Here is a 17805-nt window from a genome sequence, read left to right as displayed (position 1 = left end):
TTTTAAAAGGAGTTAGATATAATACCAATATAGTTGATATCTATCCAACTAGGAGAGTCCTTAAGCACTTTACGTCCAAAGTGGTGTGCTTAGGGATTTTTTTTGTGCGTTTTCACATAAACATCACCTCCTCCAATTCTCTATATCCTTTGCTAATAAAACGTAACCTTATCTATGCTTACACTTCATTAAACTGCTGATGCAATGATCATCCTATAAATAACTCCTTTCCTCTTGTTGTTCATAGTAATAGGATTCTTTCTTGTTATGAGTTGCTTGTACAATGTAGTAATCGTGGTTGTTGATTGAAGATGTTTCTTCTAGATGGAGGTGTCTGAGTAATGAGATGAAAGTTGCTGAGCGATAGTGACCTTTTAGCCTGGTTCTTAATTCCTCATTCATACATTTCACTCACTACCCTTTTACATTATACGGTAATTTTTACCTATTTTTAGAGTAAATTTCTTTAAGATTATGTAAAGGATTTGTATATTCTACTTCATATCAAGCATGTCATCTTGTTTATAAGTTTAATCTTTTGCTTACTGTTTAGAGTCTCTTTCTCACTTCTATTGACATCCTCTATTCTTCAAAAAGCATCATTTCGATCATTTTCCACCTTATTCGCCCTCAATATGGACCATATTCCTAAGGAAAACGCTCCATATTAGCCCAACCCCACCTTCCATTCCATTCATATTGAAAATGTCCCCGATGACGATCCCTTGTTATCCTCAAATTACCGCGGAATATACAAGAATGCATTCTTAGAAGGATTCTTTCATGTATGAGGATGCTAGATTTGAGGAGTTACATCAGCAGTTTGAACCAATGATTTACCATGCTATGAATACATTGTCTATTTACAAAAACAAAACGGAGTTTTACCAGATTGGATGTATTGCTTTATGGGAAGCTTCCCTTCGTTTTAATTCTGAAAAAGGTGAATTTAAATCGTTTGCTTATTCTTATATTATTGGACGAATGAAAAGCGCTCTTACAGAAGATAGAAAGAAGGGAGAAAGAGAAAGTCAGAGTGAGGATTTATGGGGAGAAGATGAAACAACTTATGGTGATTTTTCTACTGTTCTATGGGAATTACTGTTTGAAAAAGCCTCCACCTTATTGTCTGAAAATCAATGTAAATGGGTAAAAGCTTACTGCCTATATGGAAGTACTCCAAGTGAAATTGCTGAAGATGAGGGAGTTTCTGTTGCTACTGTGAAAGGGTGGCGTAGGGACGCGATTGTTAAGCTGAGGAAGTATTTTGGTAGGGAAGATTCAAGGTAAAGATAAAAAAAGGAAGAGGCCGATTTCGATTTTACTTTTAAACTTCTTTATGTAAAACTAATATTCTCTATTACAAGTATATGACCTAGTGGGACAGTAGACCTGTCCCCTTGGTTCCCACATAAACAGAAAGAAAACCTTTAGGTACTTGTCCTAAAGGTCAACTGGGTTATATTACCGTTAATTAAGTGGTGCAACTTTATTATAAGATAAAATGTCATTTTACAGAAGATTTTTAGACAATGTTTACAATATATTTACAATTATTAGGAATATTGTTCATAATTTAGTTGATAATCAATATTTCATATCATATGTTACTGACATACTGTTTTTACTCCTTTTTGTAAAAAAAAATGTTTTGATTATGCAAATTAACTATTAAATGGTTTAAGTCTATCTTCTTCTTTTTATTCAGAAGGATATAAAAAAAGCTCACCACCATTTGAGGTAATGAGCCCACATCTCATGTATTCTTCTGGTATTCCAGAATGAGAACCGATCCTCTCAATCTATGATTCTGCTACTTTTAATACTCACTGGATAAATATGAGTAGTCACTGTGGTCATCATACCTTCAGTGAAACGACTAAATGTAGCTTCACATGGGAGCCGTCCCCAATAAGACTTTTTTATGTAATTAATTAAAAAACTCAGAACTGTGTATGACTGTCCCATCTTGAGAATTAACATAATAAGCATCTGCAGCAAAGCCTTCAGTTAATGCGTATATGTCAAAGAAGTAATATGTTACTCCCTCTCTAACTTCGTCCATCGCTTCATCACTTCTCACTCCAGCTATGCTTCTATCTACGTCTACTGTTTCTACTAATATTTCTTCGGCTCTTTGTTTATCAATAATCTCTTTGTCTTTTTCTTGGGCAGCTTTTTCTTGAGCAGCTTTCTGTTGTTCTTGCTCAGCTATTCTTTGCTTTTCCTCTTCTCTTGCTAGAATGGCATTTACTCTATCGGTCGCGTCTTTTTTAAACGTTTCAACTTTGGTTTTTTGCTCTTCTGTTAGAGATGGATTAGCCAAAAGTTCATCTGATTTCCCAAGATAGGTTTCGTCAGGCATCGAATTTTCATCTTCCGGGTTATAGGATTGGACTAACTCCGTAATTTGTTTATCCAAGTCCTGGATTGTTTCCTCTAACTTATTAAGAGTATTCTCCTGCTCTTTAGTCATGACTTTTATACTTGTGAATTTTTCATTCTCTTTTAGTTCTTTTAAGCTTTTATTGGCTTTATCTATCTCTTTATTTTCAATTTGAGAGACTAATTGATTATATTTTTCTATTAATTCTAACCAGTCTTTTGCCTCTTCATTATCTTTGTCTTCTGTTATAGCCAGATTAAAACTGCTTTCTGCCTTTTCGATATCATTGTCCGCCAAAGCTAATTTTCCATTTTCAATTGCCTTTTCAGCTGTTGAGTTCCCACATCCAACTAATCCAGCCACAACTGCTAGTGCAACTGATAAAATTAGAGCCATCTTCATCCTCTTATCCTCCGCTTTTCTACTGAAGTAATCACTTTTTGTAAAGATATATGGTAAATTATATAGGGAAAATTTTGATAGTAAAGTATAGGAACGGTTCTTATTCGAATGTTTCTAATCTAAATTTGGAAACGTGAGAACGGTCCCCATGTTTCAAAAAATTGTATTTAAAGTAATGCATTAGTTAGTCATGATTGAAGTATGTGGTACTATTTAAATTCTTTACCAAATATTTTTAATTATTTACAATTGAACTAAGTTTAAATATTGAATTATAGAGAGAGTGATAATCTTGATGATTTGTAAAAGATGTAAAGAAGGTAATATGGAAGAGCATTTTCCTATAGAAAGTTATAGCGATACTATGACTCGAGAAAAAATTGACAAGTGTAATAAATGTGGTGCATATTGCAGAACAGTTTATTATCCAGGTGGAACCAGAAAAGAATTTTGGTTGGATGGAGAAGACACCAATTAAAAGAGAGTTCTTATTGTTGTAAAAAAATATTCTTTTAGATAAGGAATGATTTCAAAATGAATAGCACTTCAATCCATATCAGCTCTTTGAGACATAAAGATGTTATGAACGAGTTTGATAACATTCTTAAAAAAGGAAAGTATGCCTGCTTTCCCGCTCCAGACATTAAACATATTGGGAAGAATCTTTATTTACTTGGGATGCCATTTAATAAAAAAATACATTGGTTTATGGCAGAAGAGACTACAAATAATGGTAGAAATGCAACGTTAAATATAATTGACAAACATGTTATCGACGGGAATTCCATAAGTAAAATAATTACACTACCTATAATGGAAAGAGGAATACTCGATAACACTGAATATTCTCTTAGTAATGAAGTAGACAGATATAATACTGACATGAAGATGATTCAAGCCATTCGTAAAAATACAATGGGTGATTATGATTTCTATTACTCACATGAAAATATTTTTAAAATAACCCCGAGGAAATCTCATGCCAACTTCTAAGAAGTAAATATTTTTGTGATAGGCTTGGATCGAAAAGTTAAGAAAACAACGCGTTATGGCAGCTAGTTAGGGAAGTATGGTAAGGAGGATGTAAAGGATTAACCCTTACTATTACTTTTTTTCTACAAGGTAATTATATTTTAGGTCAATAAATAATAAAACAAGTCATTTGCTGTGCAGTACAAATATACTATTCAATAGAAAGAGATTTTCGGAAGTGTGGAGGATGTATTTGAAGGAGAAAATATGGTTGGTGGAACTATATCAGCTCCTATGATTCTTGCAGATTCAATTGAAAAAACAGATTATGCAACAGCATTTGCTCCTGCAATAAAAACAGTTGAGTTAAAAAAAGAAATAGATCAACACGGTTTTGTTATTAAAGTTAATAAAATTGAACTTGCAGAAACAGAAACATGTGTATTTGTTAACGTAACTAATAATTCAAAAGACACAATCTCATTCTACAGCTTCAATTCTAAAATGACTTTAGGTGGATCTCAATTAGAAACAACTGATAACAATGAAGCTGGTTATCCTGAAGTACAGTCCGAAATACTTGCAGGTGTATCCTCAGAAGGTATTTTATTGTTCGCTGCGCTTGACAGTGAGACAGGTGCTGCAAAATATTCTTAGAGGGTAGTTCAAATAATTATGAACTAGAATTTAAACCTTTCGAATTCGAGATCCAATATTAAATAATAGTAAACCCCTTCCGCTGTAAAGGGGTTTTTATTAATCAATTTAAGGTACATTCCCAACGATCTTTATAAGAACAAAGTGACGGTTCCAGCGTTCGCACTATGCTCTAAAAATAAGATTCACAGAAACACCCAAAATCCTCCCAGCCTGGCGTAGCGATACTCCTTCAATTGCTTTTACTTTACGAAGCACTTCATTTCTTTTTACTTTTGGCAAACTCTTTACATGTGCGATCTCCATTGAACTAAGAAGTTTCTTGATCTCCAGTCTTGCTTCTTCATCTGACAATCTTCTCTTTTCATTCACCGTATCATCCAGACATTTATCACTATTTTTCCTTTCATTGAATTCTTTAAATCTGTCTTTTGCCATTGTTCTATCAACAGAAAACATTTTTAAAATGAAATGACTATCTAACAAATTTTTGGGATATAGATCTATACCGTAATATCCACGACAGCTGCTCCACTCCCAGTCTTCAGTTTGCTTTACCATTCCCGCTTTTACTGGATTTTGGTGGATATACCTTACAACCGTTACTAAATATTTATTCGTTTCAACATTTTCACTTTTGAATCGATCCTGAAATAGATGTCCCGTCGTTCTGTACTTCCAGTTGTAATACCCAACATAGCTCACACCTATCCTTTTCATGGTAATGGAAATATCTTCATTACCCTCTTTTATAAGTACATGCACATGGTTATTCATCAAGCACCATGCATAGACAATTAACTCACAATTAGTTTTATACTTTTTGAGAATATCAAGGAACTTTTTCCAATCTTCTTCATCATGAAATATTTCCTGTCTATTTGCTCCTCTCCATATAATATGATAGATTCCAGTTTTACTTTTCACTCTAGCTTCACGAGGCATCTCTATCAACACGATCCATCAAATTATTAAAATCCCTTCCCTGCTTTCTGCTCTTTGCGTGGGTTTCCACGGCGTAATGTGATCGCCTTCCAAATCGATTCATCTGTGATTTCCAGGCTTCCCTCTAGATCAGAAATTGTTCTTGCCAAGCGAATGATTTTGAGTTGCACACGGTTGCTCCATTGTTGCTTGGTTGAGACTTGTCTAATCATATTCAACTGATGTTCCTTCAATGGACTTGTTTTCGACAATCTTTCAAAACTGACCTTTGCGTTAGATACTCGTTCTTGATAACGTTCATATTGCCTTTCCCGAGCCTTTTCTACTCTCTGTCTAATATCTATAGAACCTACTTGATTTTTCGTTGGCTGATCTAAGTTTACTGAATGTAAAAATAGAAGAATATCAATCCGATCATAGATTGGACCGGAGATTCTATTTTTGTAGGATTGAATCTGTTTGGGTGTACATGTACAGTAGCGGGTATCAGAACCAAGAAATCCACATGGGCAAGGGTTCATTGCTGCGATGAGAATAAAGGAAGAGGGATACGTAACTGTGGATTGCGCCCTGCTAATGGTGACCATACCTGCTTCTAACGGTTGCCTTAACATATCTAATGTTTTCTTCGGAAACTCTGCCATTTCATCAAGAAATAAAACACCACAATGGGCTAGTGAAATTTCACCAGGTTTGGGATTAGAGCTTCCACCAATAATGGCAACTGATGAGGCTGAATGATGTGGACTTCGATAAGGAGCGACTTGTGGAGAAGCGAGTTTTTCCTTCGCTAGCTGGTACAAGCTCATCACTTCAAGCTGTGCGTCTCGTGTCAAAGGAGGCAAAATAGAAGGAAACGTTTCGGCCAAGAGACTTTTTCCACAGCCTGGAGGTCCGCTCATCAAGACATTATGTTCACCGGCTGCAGCAATTTCAAATGCTTGTTTTGCATGAGCATGACCAATGATATCTTGAAAATCTTTAGGATGTACAAACGTTTGTGACAAAATATTGATTGGTTGTAAAGGTTTATGAAGAGGAAGTAAGCCTTGACCTGACAAATGTTGTAACACGTCATTGATATGCCCGATTACAATACATTCCAAGCCTTCAAACATGTCTAAGGGAAGTAAAGGATCAGACGGTAAATAAATTCTCTTGAACCCTAAAGATCTTGCCGCAATTAGAGCAGGAAGCATACCTTCTACCTTTTCTACTGTTCCATCCAACGACAAAGCTCCAATAAACACTGAGTCATCAGGAATCTTTTCCTTCACCTCACCCTTCTCTTTTAGGATTCCAATTGCCATTGCCAAATCAAAAAAAGGTCCGTTTTTCTTTTGCTCTGATGGAGATAGGTTCACCACAATCTTCTGTTCAGACACATCACAGCCTAGGGTATGTACTGCCGAAAGCACTCTTTCCTTAGATTCCTTTACAGAAGTATCCGGCAGACCAACAATCACCATTGATTCTTTCCCCTCTGAAATATGTACCTGAACCTGAACACAATAGCCCTCAAGCCCTTTTAACCCAATGCTGGAAATTTTAACAGTCAAATTTAATAAACCTCCTAGCTACTATAGATTTGTTTGAAGTGAAATAGTGTAATGGAAATGTTTAAGGATTTAATTATAGAAATAAAAAGGTGGTAAGATGATCGTAGGTTGGAGAAAAGTAGGTTTAGATTTAGTGGTTCTTTATATACATTCTACATCTTATTCAAGACTCCTTTACCTTTTTTAGAAAGTAGAGAAAAATTGAGGACTCCGTGCACACTGACAATTTCTAAAAGGTCAATTATCAGGTGAAACGCAAGAACCGTTCCCTTGCTTTCTATAATTAGAGAAAAAAGGGGAGAAGGATGATTGAAGGATGAAGAAAAATAGATATAGATTTTGTGGTACTTTATACACATTCTACATCTTATTCAAGATCCCTTTAATTTTTTTAAAAATATCTATTAACCTTCGAAAAATCTCGTGACGCCCCAGTGACCATATCATGACTGTGACCATTCACTTTGGTAATAATTAGGCGAACATAAAGACCGTCCCTATGTTTCCATCCCTCATGTTTAAACGTACTTTTTTATGTACATAATTAGTGTAATGGCATATAATAAAAATTAATAATATCCCTTCTATTAAAGGGAAATTTAGTGTAAAAAGGTGATGTAAAATTGACCTATTTGTTTTCGAATGAACATTATAAATTTGAAAATGAGGCAATTGTTTATACTCCAAATTTTAATCCCTTCGATTACGAGATACAGCAACTCATTCTTGAAGCGGAAAGAAATATCGGAGCTCTCGCAAGACTTGGATTAAAGAATCATCCATTAAAACCAACTATCTTAAGGAATTCAATGGTAAGAACTGCTCACTTCACAACTAAAATCGAACAGAATAAGTTAGAATACAAAGAGGTAGAAGAGCTTTTTAAGGACTATAAGAAAAGTACATTAACAATTAAAGAGAAGGCAAAATTAGAAGTGAAAAATGTATTTGAAGCTTATGAATTCATATACTCCCTACAACCAGAAAAAGATTTCTCAGACATGAATGAACAAGTCCTGAAAAATATTCATTATTTACTAATGAAAGATCTGACAGGGCACCCTGATGGATACAGGAAAATTCCAGTAGCTTTAACGGATCAGGATGGAAATGTAAGTTATCAGCCTCCTAATTACAACGACGTTCCACACCTTATGAGCGCTTTCTTCTCTTGGCTATTCACTAGTGTTACCGGCTATGAAACCCCTTATTCTGATAAAGAAAAGCCTGAGAGAAAGATACACCCTTTACTCATATCAGGCATCGCCCATCATGTTATTGGCTATATCCATCCCTTCCCGGATGGTAATGGGAGAACTGCCCGGGCATTTTCAACATTAGCAGGGCTGATTCATAAAGACTTATCTAAAATCAAAGATGCATTCAGTGTTGAAGAATTTATGGATAAACGAATTGAAGACTATTATGATACATTAATGATGGCCTCTCAAGGAGATTTAAAACCTTTCTTGATATTCTACTTGCAATGCGTAAATGATTCACTAATGAAGGTGTTAAACGAGTTGCAAAGACATGACAAAATAAAGCATATTAGAGAAATACTGTCGAGAGGGCACGCCAAAACGATGTTTGAATTCATTGCAAGGATGGAAGATGGAGAGGTAATAAATAGGAGCTTCTTCGATAATACAATCGAGGCTTCTTCATCAAGTATTGCCAAAAATCTCGCTAAACTGAAAGACCTCGGAGTCATTACTCCAGGTGAAGCCAGGGGTGAATACATCGTAACTATTTTAGACTAATGTCTTAACAAAAACAATGCCTCGCCATAATTAATGGCAGGCATTGTTTTTATGGATAATATTGGAAATGATTTATCAGTTACTAGGGAGTGTACAAATAACATTCATGAGGGTAGTACCAATATCATAGATTATGGCACTATTAAATAAATGATATGCCAATTACTATAACACAAAATATCGTTTAACTGGCCTTGTGTATGAGAAGCGCTTTTTTGATAAGATCATTGAAGACAAAGAGGGAATGCAAAACTTCCGATTGTCCTCTTAAAGAAGAACGAAATCGCTATGCGATGGCTTTTTAAGAGCCCAATATAAGAATATTTCATTAAAAAACAAAAAAAGTATGCCTTTTTGTGGTATTGTTTAATCGCCAAACCAAACAAACCAAGAAAGGACATACTTTTTTCTTATGCCAATTATAACACAACTTCATACTAAATGTCGTGCTCCCCCTTTTGATGGAAAATGATTAAACCCTTCAATTAATTAATCATCAGGAGGACATTTCCATGGAGCACTATGATCAAAAAATAGAACTATACTTTGAGCTAAAAAATGTGCCTCTTTCTTCTCGGGATTCATACGGAAGAAGGATGAAGGCATTTTTATCGTATATGCATAAGCTGGGTAAACCAGTTGAAAGTATCAATGAAGAAGACATTCAACAATATATTATCTACTTAAGGAAAGATAAAAACCTTTCTCCAGGTACGATTAATAATTATATTTCTGCCATTAAATTCTTCTATACTTTTGTTTTAGAGAAAGAATGGAATTCTATTAAAGTTCCAAGAATGAGAAGAATTAAACAACTACCAGTTATTCCACCTAGAGAAGATATCCTCTCACTGATAGAGGAAACGTCAAACTTAAAACATAAAGCGATATTCGTTTTAATATATGGAAGTGGTTTACGAGTAAGTGAGGTAGCCAAGTTAAAGATTGGTGACATCTGTAGTAAAACCATGAGAATCCGAGTGGATAAAGCTAAACACAATACAAACCGATATACGATTTTATCGAAAACTGCCCTTGATATTCTTAGAACGTATTTTAAAAGCTACTTTTCTAACATATCATATACACCCAATGATTGGCTCTTTCCAGGGCAAAACAAACAAGACCACATTAATGTAAAAACAATTAAGAATACCTTGATTAAAATCAGAAACAAATTAGAACTTGATCCAAAAATCTCTGCCCATACACTCCGCCATTGCTTCTCAACAAATGCATTAGAAGATGATGTAGACCCTGTATTTATCCAACAAATGTTAGGTCATAAAAATCTCCAAACAACAATGACATATTTACATATGACCTCTAAAAGTCTAATGGGTGTTAAAAGTCCCTTAGATACCCAAGGGTATCAGAAAGGATGAATACAGTACAGAATGTATTTCGAACATTTTTCCCAAAGTATAAGAAACAATATAATCTATCGTTTGAACAAGCTAAATCTGCCAAAGCAATGATGGACTGTAGAACGGCAGCTCTAGGTGGGAATACTTATGGCTGTGAAGGCTTTGGTCATACTCAAGTAAGTTATAATTCTTGTCGAAATCGACATTGTACGTTGTGCCAAGGAGTTAACAAAGCTGTTTGGGTAGACAAGAGAAAAAAGGATATTCTCAACGCACCTTATTTTCATGTCGTATTTACCATGCCCAAACAGCTACACATGGTTATCTATCATAATCAAAGATTACTATATGATTTAATGTATAGAGCTGTGGCTGAAACACTAACCGAGCTTTCCCAGGATGATAAATACTTAGGGGCACAGATTGGCTTTTTCTCAGTCTTGCATACATGGGGGCAAAATTTACATTATCACCCTCACATCCATACTGTCGTATTGGCCGGAGGCCTTTCTAGGCAAAACAAGTGGCGTAACACGAGTAAAAGATTCTTTATCCCAGTCAAAGTGTTATCTAAAAAGTTTCGAGGAAAATATCTCTATTATTTAAAACAATACTATCAACAAGGTAAACTTCACTTTTATACTGATACGGAAAAATATAAGGATCCAAAGTGTTTTCAAGGTTTACTTGACGAGTGCTACTCTCTAAATTGGTACAGTTATACGAAAAAGACGTTTTCCGGGCCTTTAGCCGTTGTAGAATACCTTGGTCGTTATACTCACCGAATCGCCATATCCAATAATAGAATACTAGCAGTGGAAGAAAATACCGTTAAGATTAGCGTTAAAGATTATAAAAACAACAATGAAAAAAAGACTGTTACAATGTCGGGAGTCGAGTTTCTACGACGATTCATGATGCATATTCTTCCAAGAGGTTTTGTAAAAATCAGACATTATGGCTTACTTGCGAACCGAAATAAGAAGACGAAGCTTACTCTATGTAGAAAATTAACAAAAAGCCCTGAATACAAGCCATTATTTGAAGGGCTCGGTACGCTTGAAATCGTGTCTATTCTCCTGAAAAAAGACGTTACTCTATGTCCTTCGTGTAATAAAACGAAATTAACAATGGCATCAGAGGCATTACCTTGATGTCGTTAAATTGAATTCCGTTCATAAAAGCCTCTTAATTGGGGAGGGGGGAAATCTGTCCAATTAAGAATATTATAGGTACCTAACACTACTGGCTTTGGATAGATAATAAAAGAAACATAAAAAACAGAGGAAATCGGAAGATTGAATCCCCATAGCCGGGGACCGCGACTTCATTCTTCTTGGGCAATCAAAAATTTTGCATTTAGTTGTTTGGCATTAAAACAAGCTATGGCACAACTAGTATTAATCACTAGATGTGCCCTTTTTCCACGCAAAACTTCCGATTGACCCCTGTTAGAACCGTCCCCATGTTTTCAAAGTTATAGAAAGCTGCATTGATACCTCCCAAAAACAATAAGCCCACCACATATGTGATGAGCAAGATTTGTTGAGTATCTACTATATTATTAGTACAAGTAATTAGTTCTTTTCCATCTTCCATTCAAGTATAATAGCAATATCATTAGCGACTACAGTCCCACGTACAAACTGACAATTTCTAATAGGTCATTCTTTCACACTTGGTAATAATTAGGTGGAACGCAAGAACCGTCCCCATGTTTTCCATGTGAAAAATCTTTATGATGTGAATCCGAGGAGTTTGATAGATTTATAATTGGAGGGGATGATGGAGGCTGAAACGACAGATGCTCTTGACCTTCTAAATGCTTAACAACCTCTTCAATATGCTGTACAACGATACACGTTTCAGTATTAGTAGAAATCCTTACCTCTACCTGAACACGGTAACCTTCCAAGCCTTTTAAGCCAATGCTTGTCACTTTAACTGTCATAAAAAACCTCCAGCTATTGTTTTTACTTTCATAGAGATTTAAGAAATATTTGAGTAGATTTCATAGAACATCAAGAAGAATAAAACGAAGATAAAAATACAGAAGCATAAACTCAACCACTACACTAGTCTATCACACCCTCCCACTCTCTTCATCAATCATCCCTCGACAAATATCGGGGTGTCACTGTGACCATCCTTCACATGGACCACTTGAATGTCACTATGACCATCCCTTTTTGATCTTCTTTCCTTTTAGAATATTATTATGTATAATGGGAATATAATGAAAAAGAGAAGTGCGCTAACACTTCTCCCTGCAACCTCTACCGTCAGGGTGGTGGTTGTCAAAATTTATTTAGATTTTTGAGAACCACCCTTTTGCTTGCGACGGCGTAGGGTGGTTTTCTTGTTTTCTAATAAGTTTTTCCGAAAGAAGTATGCACTTACTTCACGCACAATCCCCTTCAGAACTTCTCGTAGAAATTCAAGAAATGTTTCCATGATTATCACCTCCTTTCCATTTAGGAAAGAAGACTGACAACCAACCACCCTCACAATATTCAGCTGCATTTCCATTCTATCATGTCCTACTAAACTATTACCCTACCAATCCTCGACAAATTTCGAGTGGTCACTGTGACCATCCTTCAAGTTGACCACGGTCAATAGTGATAAATTAACGCTAGTCCCTCACTAACAAACATTTCACCATGTATATACTTTTATTTCTCCATTCTGGAGGTAGTGCCTCTATCCATATATATTTTGGATAATCTTAATATCATTTTCAGCTGATGTTTCTTCAACGGAATTGTATCAACAATTTTTAAAAAGAGAATTTTACATTAGATACCCGAACTTGATACAGTTCAAAAAAGGAGAAAGAAAAATATGTTAGATTTTGCGATTCTTTATTCACATTCTATATCTAATTGAATGAATTTCATAAATAAGAGCCTTACTGGCTCAAGGGTTTTGGACAACAAAAAAAGGAGTACCTCCCCAAATGTCGAAATAAGTAAGCACCACACAAACTTATGAGACTGGAGGAAGACTCCCTATGACTATTATACGACAAGGAAGCCTGTTTGGACTACAAGAATTATATGATTTAGAACCTACCCAAAGATTTGAAGCTATATTTTCTACCATTGATATGGACCCAATCTTCGCTGTGGTAACGAAGAAGTCCCGTTTTGGTAGACCAGTTGAATTGAACTATGCTGCGATGGTCTATTCCTTGGTTGCGAGAATCACTGAACGGATACCCTTCATTAAGGATTTGGTTAAAAGGTTGAAATATGACATGATCTTCCGGCTTGATTGTGGTTTTTTAGTGTCCGATTCGGTACCATCTGAAGCTGCTTTTTCGAGAATGATTGCTATCATTAGCGAATCCAACGTTTTAGAAGGAGTACAAGAAACGCTTCTTAAACAAGCCATTAGCGAAGGATTCATCAAAGATGACACAGTAGCTACTGATGCTTGCCATTTTGAATCACGCGACCAAGCACCTCCTAAGGAAGAGAAGCCTGAAGCTGAACCTAAAAAACGAGGTCGTAAAACAAAAGAAGCACGAGAACAGTGGCTCATTGAACAAGCGGAACGTGAAGCAAATCTACCATTATTCGAAAAGAAAATTGAAGCACAACTTAATGTTACTTTGGAACAATTGCGAGCTGAAATTCCACAAGAGCCCCGTTGGGGCGTGAAAAAGAATAGTGAAGGGAAAAACGTCTTTTGGTATGGATATAAAGCTCATTTAGCTGTTGGCGCTAAGAGCCAATATATTCTTCAATCCATCCTTTCTTCTGGAAACCTTAATGATGGCAAAGCAGCCATTCCATTATTGAAAGGGATTCAAGACCGATTAGCTATTCCTACTATTCGTTATCACACTATGGATGCGGGATATGATTTTGAACCAATATATAAACAGATTCATCAGATGGGACACCAAGCCGTTATTGCTTATAATAAACGCAATGAACCTGAACTTATTGGCTTTGATAAACATTTTGCACCCACTTGCGTTAGGGAGCATTCCTATCGTTATGATAGCTTTGATCCGAAATATGAAACACTCAAATATACGAGGCCAAAAGAATGTATAAACTGTCCTCTCGCTAATGAGGAACTTTGCCAAAGAGTGTATAAAGTAAAAATAACCACAGACCTTAGAAAGTATACGGCGCCAGCACGTGGGTCGAAGACCTGGAAGAACATTTTTAAACGCCGTACAGCAGTAGAACGCGTAAATGCATACTTGAAAGAATTTTATCAGCTAAACAATGTCCGTTATCGCACTGGAAAGCGTGCAAAAGTTCATTTTGATCTTATAACGCTAGTCTATAATGCAGCGAAATTAGCTGCCGATCGCATTAATGCTTTATTAAGTTACCAGCAAGTCGCATAAACCAAAAAAAGTTGAATTCTGAAATATTAAATTTTTTTAGAAATAGCTAAATAGAGAACTGTTCTCTTTATCAATTTTAGGAGATTTAGGAAACATAGGAACCGTCCCCATTGTTTCAATATCATGGGCACTGTAACCAAACATTAAGGTGATTTAGAAAACACAGGATCCGTCCCCATGTTTCCAAATTGGAAATCATGTGGCTCATTTTTTATGTGATCGAACTACTGGAAAGTGGCTCAATATTAAATTATCAAATACAGTTACCAGCAAGTCGCATAAACCAAAAAAAGTTGAATTCTGAAATATTAAATTTTTTTAGAAATAACTAAATAGAGAACTGTTCTCTTTATCAATTTTAGGAGATTTAGGAAACATAGGAACCGTCCCCATTGTTTCAATATCATGGGCACTGTAACCAATTTTTCTTTTGCTCTGATGGAGATAAGTTCACTACAATCTTTTGTTCCGACACATCACAGTCTAGAGTATGCACTGCCGAAAGCACTCTCTCCTTCGATTCTTTTACAGAAGTGTCTGGAAGACCAACAATCACCATAGACTCCTTTCCCTGTGATATATGTACTTGGACTTGAACACGATAGCCCTCAAGCCCTCTTAAACCGATGCTTGAAATTTTGACCGTCATATTTAAAATGCCTCCTTTTTAAGAATAGGATGGATATGAAACATGAAATTGTGAAAGAAACGATTTTGGAGTATATCTGAGAAAACGGAGTGGTGAGAGATGGGGTCGTTTGGAGTATTGTCATTTTTAATGCTTTAACTATATTCCACATCTAGTTTTAAATTCCTTTAATTATTTCAGAAAAAATTTTTCTTGCAAGAGGATTTTGCTTTTGATGATCTCCTAATTTTTATTGAAGGAAGTTTTGATTAAGTTTTGATTAACCAACACGCTCACTTTATTCGATTGCAATTCTTTTCTTTGAAGTTCTACTAAAACTTATATCATACGTCGATTGGGCAAAACTTTTTTGATCTCTAAGTATTCAACTTTCGGGTTGACGATTACAGGACAGGAGATTCATCCCCTGTCCCACTATTTTTATTAATGCTGTATTTTTAAAAAAATTGTTAAATTTAGGGAGGGGAACGGGCGAACCGTCCCCATGTTTCTTCCTTGCTCATTCCAAGAATCAATATTATTGAATACTCTATACTTGGCGAAATTGTACTTAATAAATCCTACAACGTTCTCTATTTTCCCTTTGCTTTCTGGATAGGCTTTCCTACAAACCCGAAGGTTTAAATTTCGAGTTTGCTTATAGTGCTGAAACTCTTTCGTTAAAATGAGATCTCCGCCATTCTCGCTCACCACAATTAAGCTATCCTGATCATACACGAGTTCTCCTGGGATCCCACAAAACCATTGAAAAGCATTTTCATGAGCTTGAATGACATCTTGAGTTGTAAAGGGGCGATCTAACCACTCTTTATATTTGTATCTCGAGTTAGATAGCACAAAGGCAATAAAGTTCAGCTTTACTTCTTTATTATCAGACGTTTTCTGCTTGGTGTGCCCAAAGTCAACTTGGACCTGTTCCCCCAATGGTGAATCAGGTATTGCTTCATAATCCCTTGGTGAAGATTCCTTAGCTATTTTATATTCAACTCTTAGCTCCCTTACGTAAGCACGGACTGTGCTTTCACCCACTTCAAGTTGTTCCTTATACCTTTCCATCAACCAATCTTGTACTTGTGCTGCTGAAAGATCAGGATGTTCCCTTAACCAATTCAAGATTAACTCTTTATAAGGATCCAACTTTTTCTTTCTTGTTTGTAAAGATTCAACCCATTCTGCCATCTCCGAAGTAGATCTCTTAAGATGCCGATATACAGTTGCCCTGGATACCCCCAGTTTATCAGCTACTTTGGATTTACTAAAACCTTTCTTGAGTAACTGCTGAATTTCCATATACATTTCCCACTTATCCACCTTTTCTTAGCCCTCCAATGATTTAAGAATCAAACCATCATCATACAATGGAGGAGCTATATATTTTACTGGTATATTAGGGTAAATAAGTGTTTCATCTTATCTAGCAAAAACTGTCTACTTTAGTTTAGCAGTCACAATTGGGCTCTTTAACAGCTACCGCAGAGCGATTTTGCTCTTCCCCTGTTTTCGGAAACATGGGAACCGTCCCCATGTTTTTCTTCAGTGGCTCACTTTTGAAGTGATCATTATGGCTCAAATTAATATTTTAAAAAACAGTATTAAGTTGCGTTATAATTGGCATAAGAAAAGTATGTCCTTTCTTGGTTTGTTTGGTTTAGCGATTAAACAATACCAAAAAAAGGCATACTTTTTTGTTTTTCTACTATTTTTATATATTAGGCTCTTTAACAGCCACCGCAGAGCGATTTCGCTCTTCCCCTGTTTTCGGAAACACGAGAACCGTCCCCATGTTTTAATGCAAACACCAAGGTTTCAATACTTCCTGCTAAATTTCGTAAGTCGGTCACTACATCAAGAGCGAGTTTTGTTTTGCTCATTTGCCATTTCTCCTTTCTTTTCATTTTGTTCATCAAGTTGGCTCAGCCGATTAGCTAGTCTTTTAGAAACAATACTGATAGCCGTAAGAACACCAACCATCTCTTCCTGCATATCTTTATTGACACCCTTTTGCTTTACTTGTGTTGTCATCACAGGTCACCTCCTTTTCTTTAGATATGGCCCTTCACTTATTAGCCAATGGGAAGGATGGTTTGGTAACCAAAATTACAAAAAATATTTTTTAAGCTTGTCCAACACCTTTTTGTGTCGTTTAACAACAGCTACATGAGAGATGTTTTCTACCTTTGCTACCTCTCTTACTGTTAGATCTTTATAATAAAGAGCCTGTATGAGCTCTTGTTCCTTTTCATTCAGTTCAGCCATCGCTTCCTGCAAGATTAATAGAGTGGCTTTATCGCAAAGAATATCTTCTATCACTTGGTCATCTTCAAAATCAGCACCTAGTTCAATCAAACGATTGATTGAATCCTCTTTGCTCGGGACAAAATCAACCGTTTCTGTTTCAAAATCAACAGCTATCCGTCCAACCTTGATATCCTGTTCCAGGTACCGCTCTCTTCTTTTCATTTTGTAATACTCTTTGTAAATCTCTTTGCTAACACTGACTTTCTCCTTGCCGATTTTGATAACAAACTCACTCATTCTCTTTTCCTCCTATGGCCCGGCAAGGAGCCGTAGGGAAAAAAGAGACAAAAAAATAAGCCGGACACAGAACACCCAACTGCTTTATTTGCAGGGCGATCCATGTCCGGCTTATAGGTAGTTCACACCACGACTCCATTGCTCGGTACCGATTATTTTTGATTCAATGTGCATTCACTCGCTAGATGATCATTTTTTCTC

General features: G+C 36.0%; 18 protein-coding genes and 1 pseudogene. 8 read left to right on the top strand and 11 right to left on the bottom strand.

Translation table 11 applies throughout. The features are described 5' to 3' along the window. Nucleotides 1-213: 213 nt before the first annotated feature. Entirely contained in the window at nucleotides 214-402 is a 189-nt protein-coding gene (locus tag HWV59_RS21435; protein ID WP_142385609.1) for a hypothetical protein, read from the bottom strand. 381 nt (nucleotides 403-783) lie between these two features. On the opposite strand from HWV59_RS21435, the gene HWV59_RS21430 reads away from it, so the two are divergent. Continuing rightward, nucleotides 784-1290 carry a sigma-70 family RNA polymerase sigma factor gene (locus HWV59_RS21430; RefSeq protein WP_175640193.1) on the top strand — a complete coding sequence of 169 codons (507 nt, stop codon included), beginning with the start codon at nucleotides 784-786 and terminating at the stop codon, nucleotides 1288-1290. Nucleotides 1291-1930: 640 nt separating this feature from the next. Here the strand turns inward: HWV59_RS21430 and HWV59_RS21425 are convergent. Further along, a complete protein-coding gene (locus HWV59_RS21425) occupies nucleotides 1931-2788 on the bottom strand; it encodes a hypothetical protein (RefSeq protein WP_102230298.1) in 858 nt (285 codons plus the stop codon). Nucleotides 2789-3322: 534 nt separating this feature from the next. On the opposite strand from HWV59_RS21425, the gene HWV59_RS21420 reads away from it, so the two are divergent. After that, nucleotides 3323-3781: a hypothetical protein gene (locus tag HWV59_RS21420; RefSeq protein WP_102230300.1), complete on the top strand. Its 459-nt coding sequence runs from the start codon at nucleotides 3323-3325 to the stop codon at nucleotides 3779-3781. 219 nt (nucleotides 3782-4000) lie between these two features. Continuing rightward, nucleotides 4001-4417 (top strand): hypothetical protein, encoded by a 417-nt coding sequence (locus HWV59_RS21415; protein ID WP_175640192.1) that lies wholly within the window; start codon nucleotides 4001-4003, stop codon nucleotides 4415-4417. A 165-nt stretch (nucleotides 4418-4582) separates the two neighbouring features. On the opposite strand, the gene HWV59_RS21410 is transcribed toward HWV59_RS21415, so the two are convergent. Both HWV59_RS21410 and HWV59_RS21405 read right to left on the bottom strand, forming a co-directional pair. Next, nucleotides 4583-5362: a transposase gene (locus tag HWV59_RS21410; protein ID WP_175640723.1), complete on the bottom strand. Its 780-nt coding sequence runs from the start codon at nucleotides 5360-5362 to the stop codon at nucleotides 4583-4585. A gap of 26 nt (nucleotides 5363-5388) precedes the next feature. Further along, a complete protein-coding gene (locus HWV59_RS21405) occupies nucleotides 5389-6921 on the bottom strand; it encodes a YifB family Mg chelatase-like AAA ATPase (RefSeq protein ID WP_175640191.1) in 1533 nt (510 codons plus the stop codon). 623 nt (nucleotides 6922-7544) lie between these two features. Here HWV59_RS21405 and HWV59_RS21400 point away from each other — a divergent pair. From HWV59_RS21400 to HWV59_RS21390, 4 genes and pseudogenes are all read left to right on the top strand, one after another. Continuing rightward, a complete protein-coding gene (locus HWV59_RS21400) occupies nucleotides 7545-8684 on the top strand; it encodes a Fic family protein (RefSeq protein ID WP_175640190.1) in 1140 nt (379 codons plus the stop codon). 130 nt (nucleotides 8685-8814) lie between these two features. After that, nucleotides 8815-8931, top strand: a pseudogene (locus HWV59_RS27575) (transposase); the annotation flags it as partial. A 265-nt stretch (nucleotides 8932-9196) separates the two neighbouring features. Then, a complete protein-coding gene (locus HWV59_RS21395) occupies nucleotides 9197-10069 on the top strand; it encodes a tyrosine-type recombinase/integrase (RefSeq protein WP_175640189.1) in 873 nt (290 codons plus the stop codon). Continuing rightward, nucleotides 10066-11205, top strand: coding sequence for an IS91 family transposase (locus HWV59_RS21390; RefSeq protein WP_175640188.1), 1140 nt, complete (start codon nucleotides 10066-10068; stop codon nucleotides 11203-11205). The genes HWV59_RS21395 and HWV59_RS21390 overlap by 4 nt, the downstream gene beginning before the upstream one ends. A 518-nt stretch (nucleotides 11206-11723) precedes the next feature. Here the strand turns inward: HWV59_RS21390 and HWV59_RS27150 are convergent. After that, complete coding sequence (locus HWV59_RS27150) at nucleotides 11724-12002, bottom strand: hypothetical protein (protein ID WP_235991859.1); 279 nt, start codon at nucleotides 12000-12002, stop codon at nucleotides 11724-11726. A 353-nt stretch (nucleotides 12003-12355) separates the two neighbouring features. Then, the gene (locus tag HWV59_RS21380) at nucleotides 12356-12505 is read right to left on the bottom strand and encodes a hypothetical protein (RefSeq protein WP_175640187.1); all 150 of its coding nucleotides are present in this window, start codon (nucleotides 12503-12505) and stop codon (nucleotides 12356-12358) included. A 559-nt stretch (nucleotides 12506-13064) separates the two neighbouring features. On the opposite strand from HWV59_RS21380, the gene HWV59_RS21375 reads away from it, so the two are divergent. Further along, a complete protein-coding gene (locus HWV59_RS21375; RefSeq protein WP_175640186.1) occupies nucleotides 13065-14420 on the top strand; it encodes a transposase in 1356 nt (451 codons plus the stop codon). Between the two features lie 403 nt (nucleotides 14421-14823). Here the strand turns inward: HWV59_RS21375 and HWV59_RS21370 are convergent, their stop codons facing one another. The 5 genes from HWV59_RS21370 to HWV59_RS21350 all read right to left on the bottom strand — a co-directional run bounded on the left by HWV59_RS21370 (nucleotide 14824) and on the right by HWV59_RS21350 (nucleotide 17604). Beyond that, nucleotides 14824-15069, bottom strand: a complete 246-nt coding sequence (locus HWV59_RS21370; protein ID WP_175640185.1) for a magnesium chelatase domain-containing protein — start codon at nucleotides 15067-15069, stop codon at nucleotides 14824-14826. A gap of 423 nt (nucleotides 15070-15492) precedes the next feature. Beyond that, entirely contained in the window at nucleotides 15493-16380 is an 888-nt protein-coding gene (locus HWV59_RS21365; protein WP_235991858.1) for a helix-turn-helix domain-containing protein, read from the bottom strand. Between the two features lie 407 nt (nucleotides 16381-16787). After that, nucleotides 16788-16940 carry a hypothetical protein gene (locus HWV59_RS21360; RefSeq protein WP_175640184.1) on the bottom strand — a complete coding sequence of 51 codons (153 nt, stop codon included), beginning with the start codon at nucleotides 16938-16940 and terminating at the stop codon, nucleotides 16788-16790. Further along, nucleotides 16915-17091 carry a hypothetical protein gene (locus HWV59_RS21355; RefSeq protein ID WP_175640183.1) on the bottom strand — a complete coding sequence of 59 codons (177 nt, stop codon included), beginning with the start codon at nucleotides 17089-17091 and terminating at the stop codon, nucleotides 16915-16917. Before HWV59_RS21355 ends, HWV59_RS21360 begins: the two co-directional genes overlap by 26 nt. Before the next feature lie 75 nt (nucleotides 17092-17166). Continuing rightward, nucleotides 17167-17604: a sigma-70 family RNA polymerase sigma factor gene (locus tag HWV59_RS21350; protein WP_175640182.1), complete on the bottom strand. Its 438-nt coding sequence runs from the start codon at nucleotides 17602-17604 to the stop codon at nucleotides 17167-17169. Between the last annotated feature and the right edge of the window lie 201 nt (nucleotides 17605-17805).

The organism is Metabacillus schmidteae (assembly GCF_903166545.1).
Lineage (GTDB): Bacteria > Bacillota > Bacilli > Bacillales > Bacillaceae > Metabacillus > Metabacillus schmidteae.
This window is presented reverse-complemented; position numbering and strand designations above follow the sequence as displayed.

Coding starts and splice junctions, on each gene's coding strand:
- HWV59_RS21435 (WP_142385609.1), bottom strand. CDS start 402: ATGAATGAGGAATTAAGAACCAGGCTAAAAGGTCACTATCGCTCAGCA.
- HWV59_RS21430 (WP_175640193.1), top strand. CDS start 784: ATGTATGAGGATGCTAGATTTGAGGAGTTACATCAGCAGTTTGAACCA.
- HWV59_RS21425 (WP_102230298.1), bottom strand. CDS start 2,788: ATGAAGATGGCTCTAATTTTATCAGTTGCACTAGCAGTTGTGGCTGGA.
- HWV59_RS21420 (WP_102230300.1), top strand. CDS start 3,323: ATGAATAGCACTTCAATCCATATCAGCTCTTTGAGACATAAAGATGTT.
- HWV59_RS21410 (WP_175640723.1), bottom strand. CDS start 5,362: ATGCCTCGTGAAGCTAGAGTGAAAAGTAAAACTGGAATCTATCATATT.
- HWV59_RS21395 (WP_175640189.1), top strand. CDS start 9,197: ATGGAGCACTATGATCAAAAAATAGAACTATACTTTGAGCTAAAAAAT.
- HWV59_RS21390 (WP_175640188.1), top strand. CDS start 10,066: ATGAATACAGTACAGAATGTATTTCGAACATTTTTCCCAAAGTATAAG.
- HWV59_RS27150 (WP_235991859.1), bottom strand. CDS start 12,002: ATGACAGTTAAAGTGACAAGCATTGGCTTAAAAGGCTTGGAAGGTTAC.
- HWV59_RS21380 (WP_175640187.1), bottom strand. CDS start 12,505: ATGGAAACATTTCTTGAATTTCTACGAGAAGTTCTGAAGGGGATTGTG.
- HWV59_RS21375 (WP_175640186.1), top strand. CDS start 13,065: ATGACTATTATACGACAAGGAAGCCTGTTTGGACTACAAGAATTATAT.
- HWV59_RS21370 (WP_175640185.1), bottom strand. CDS start 15,069: ATGACGGTCAAAATTTCAAGCATCGGTTTAAGAGGGCTTGAGGGCTAT.
- HWV59_RS21360 (WP_175640184.1), bottom strand. CDS start 16,940: ATGAGCAAAACAAAACTCGCTCTTGATGTAGTGACCGACTTACGAAAT.
- HWV59_RS21355 (WP_175640183.1), bottom strand. CDS start 17,091: ATGACAACACAAGTAAAGCAAAAGGGTGTCAATAAAGATATGCAGGAA.
- HWV59_RS21350 (WP_175640182.1), bottom strand. CDS start 17,604: ATGAGTGAGTTTGTTATCAAAATCGGCAAGGAGAAAGTCAGTGTTAGC.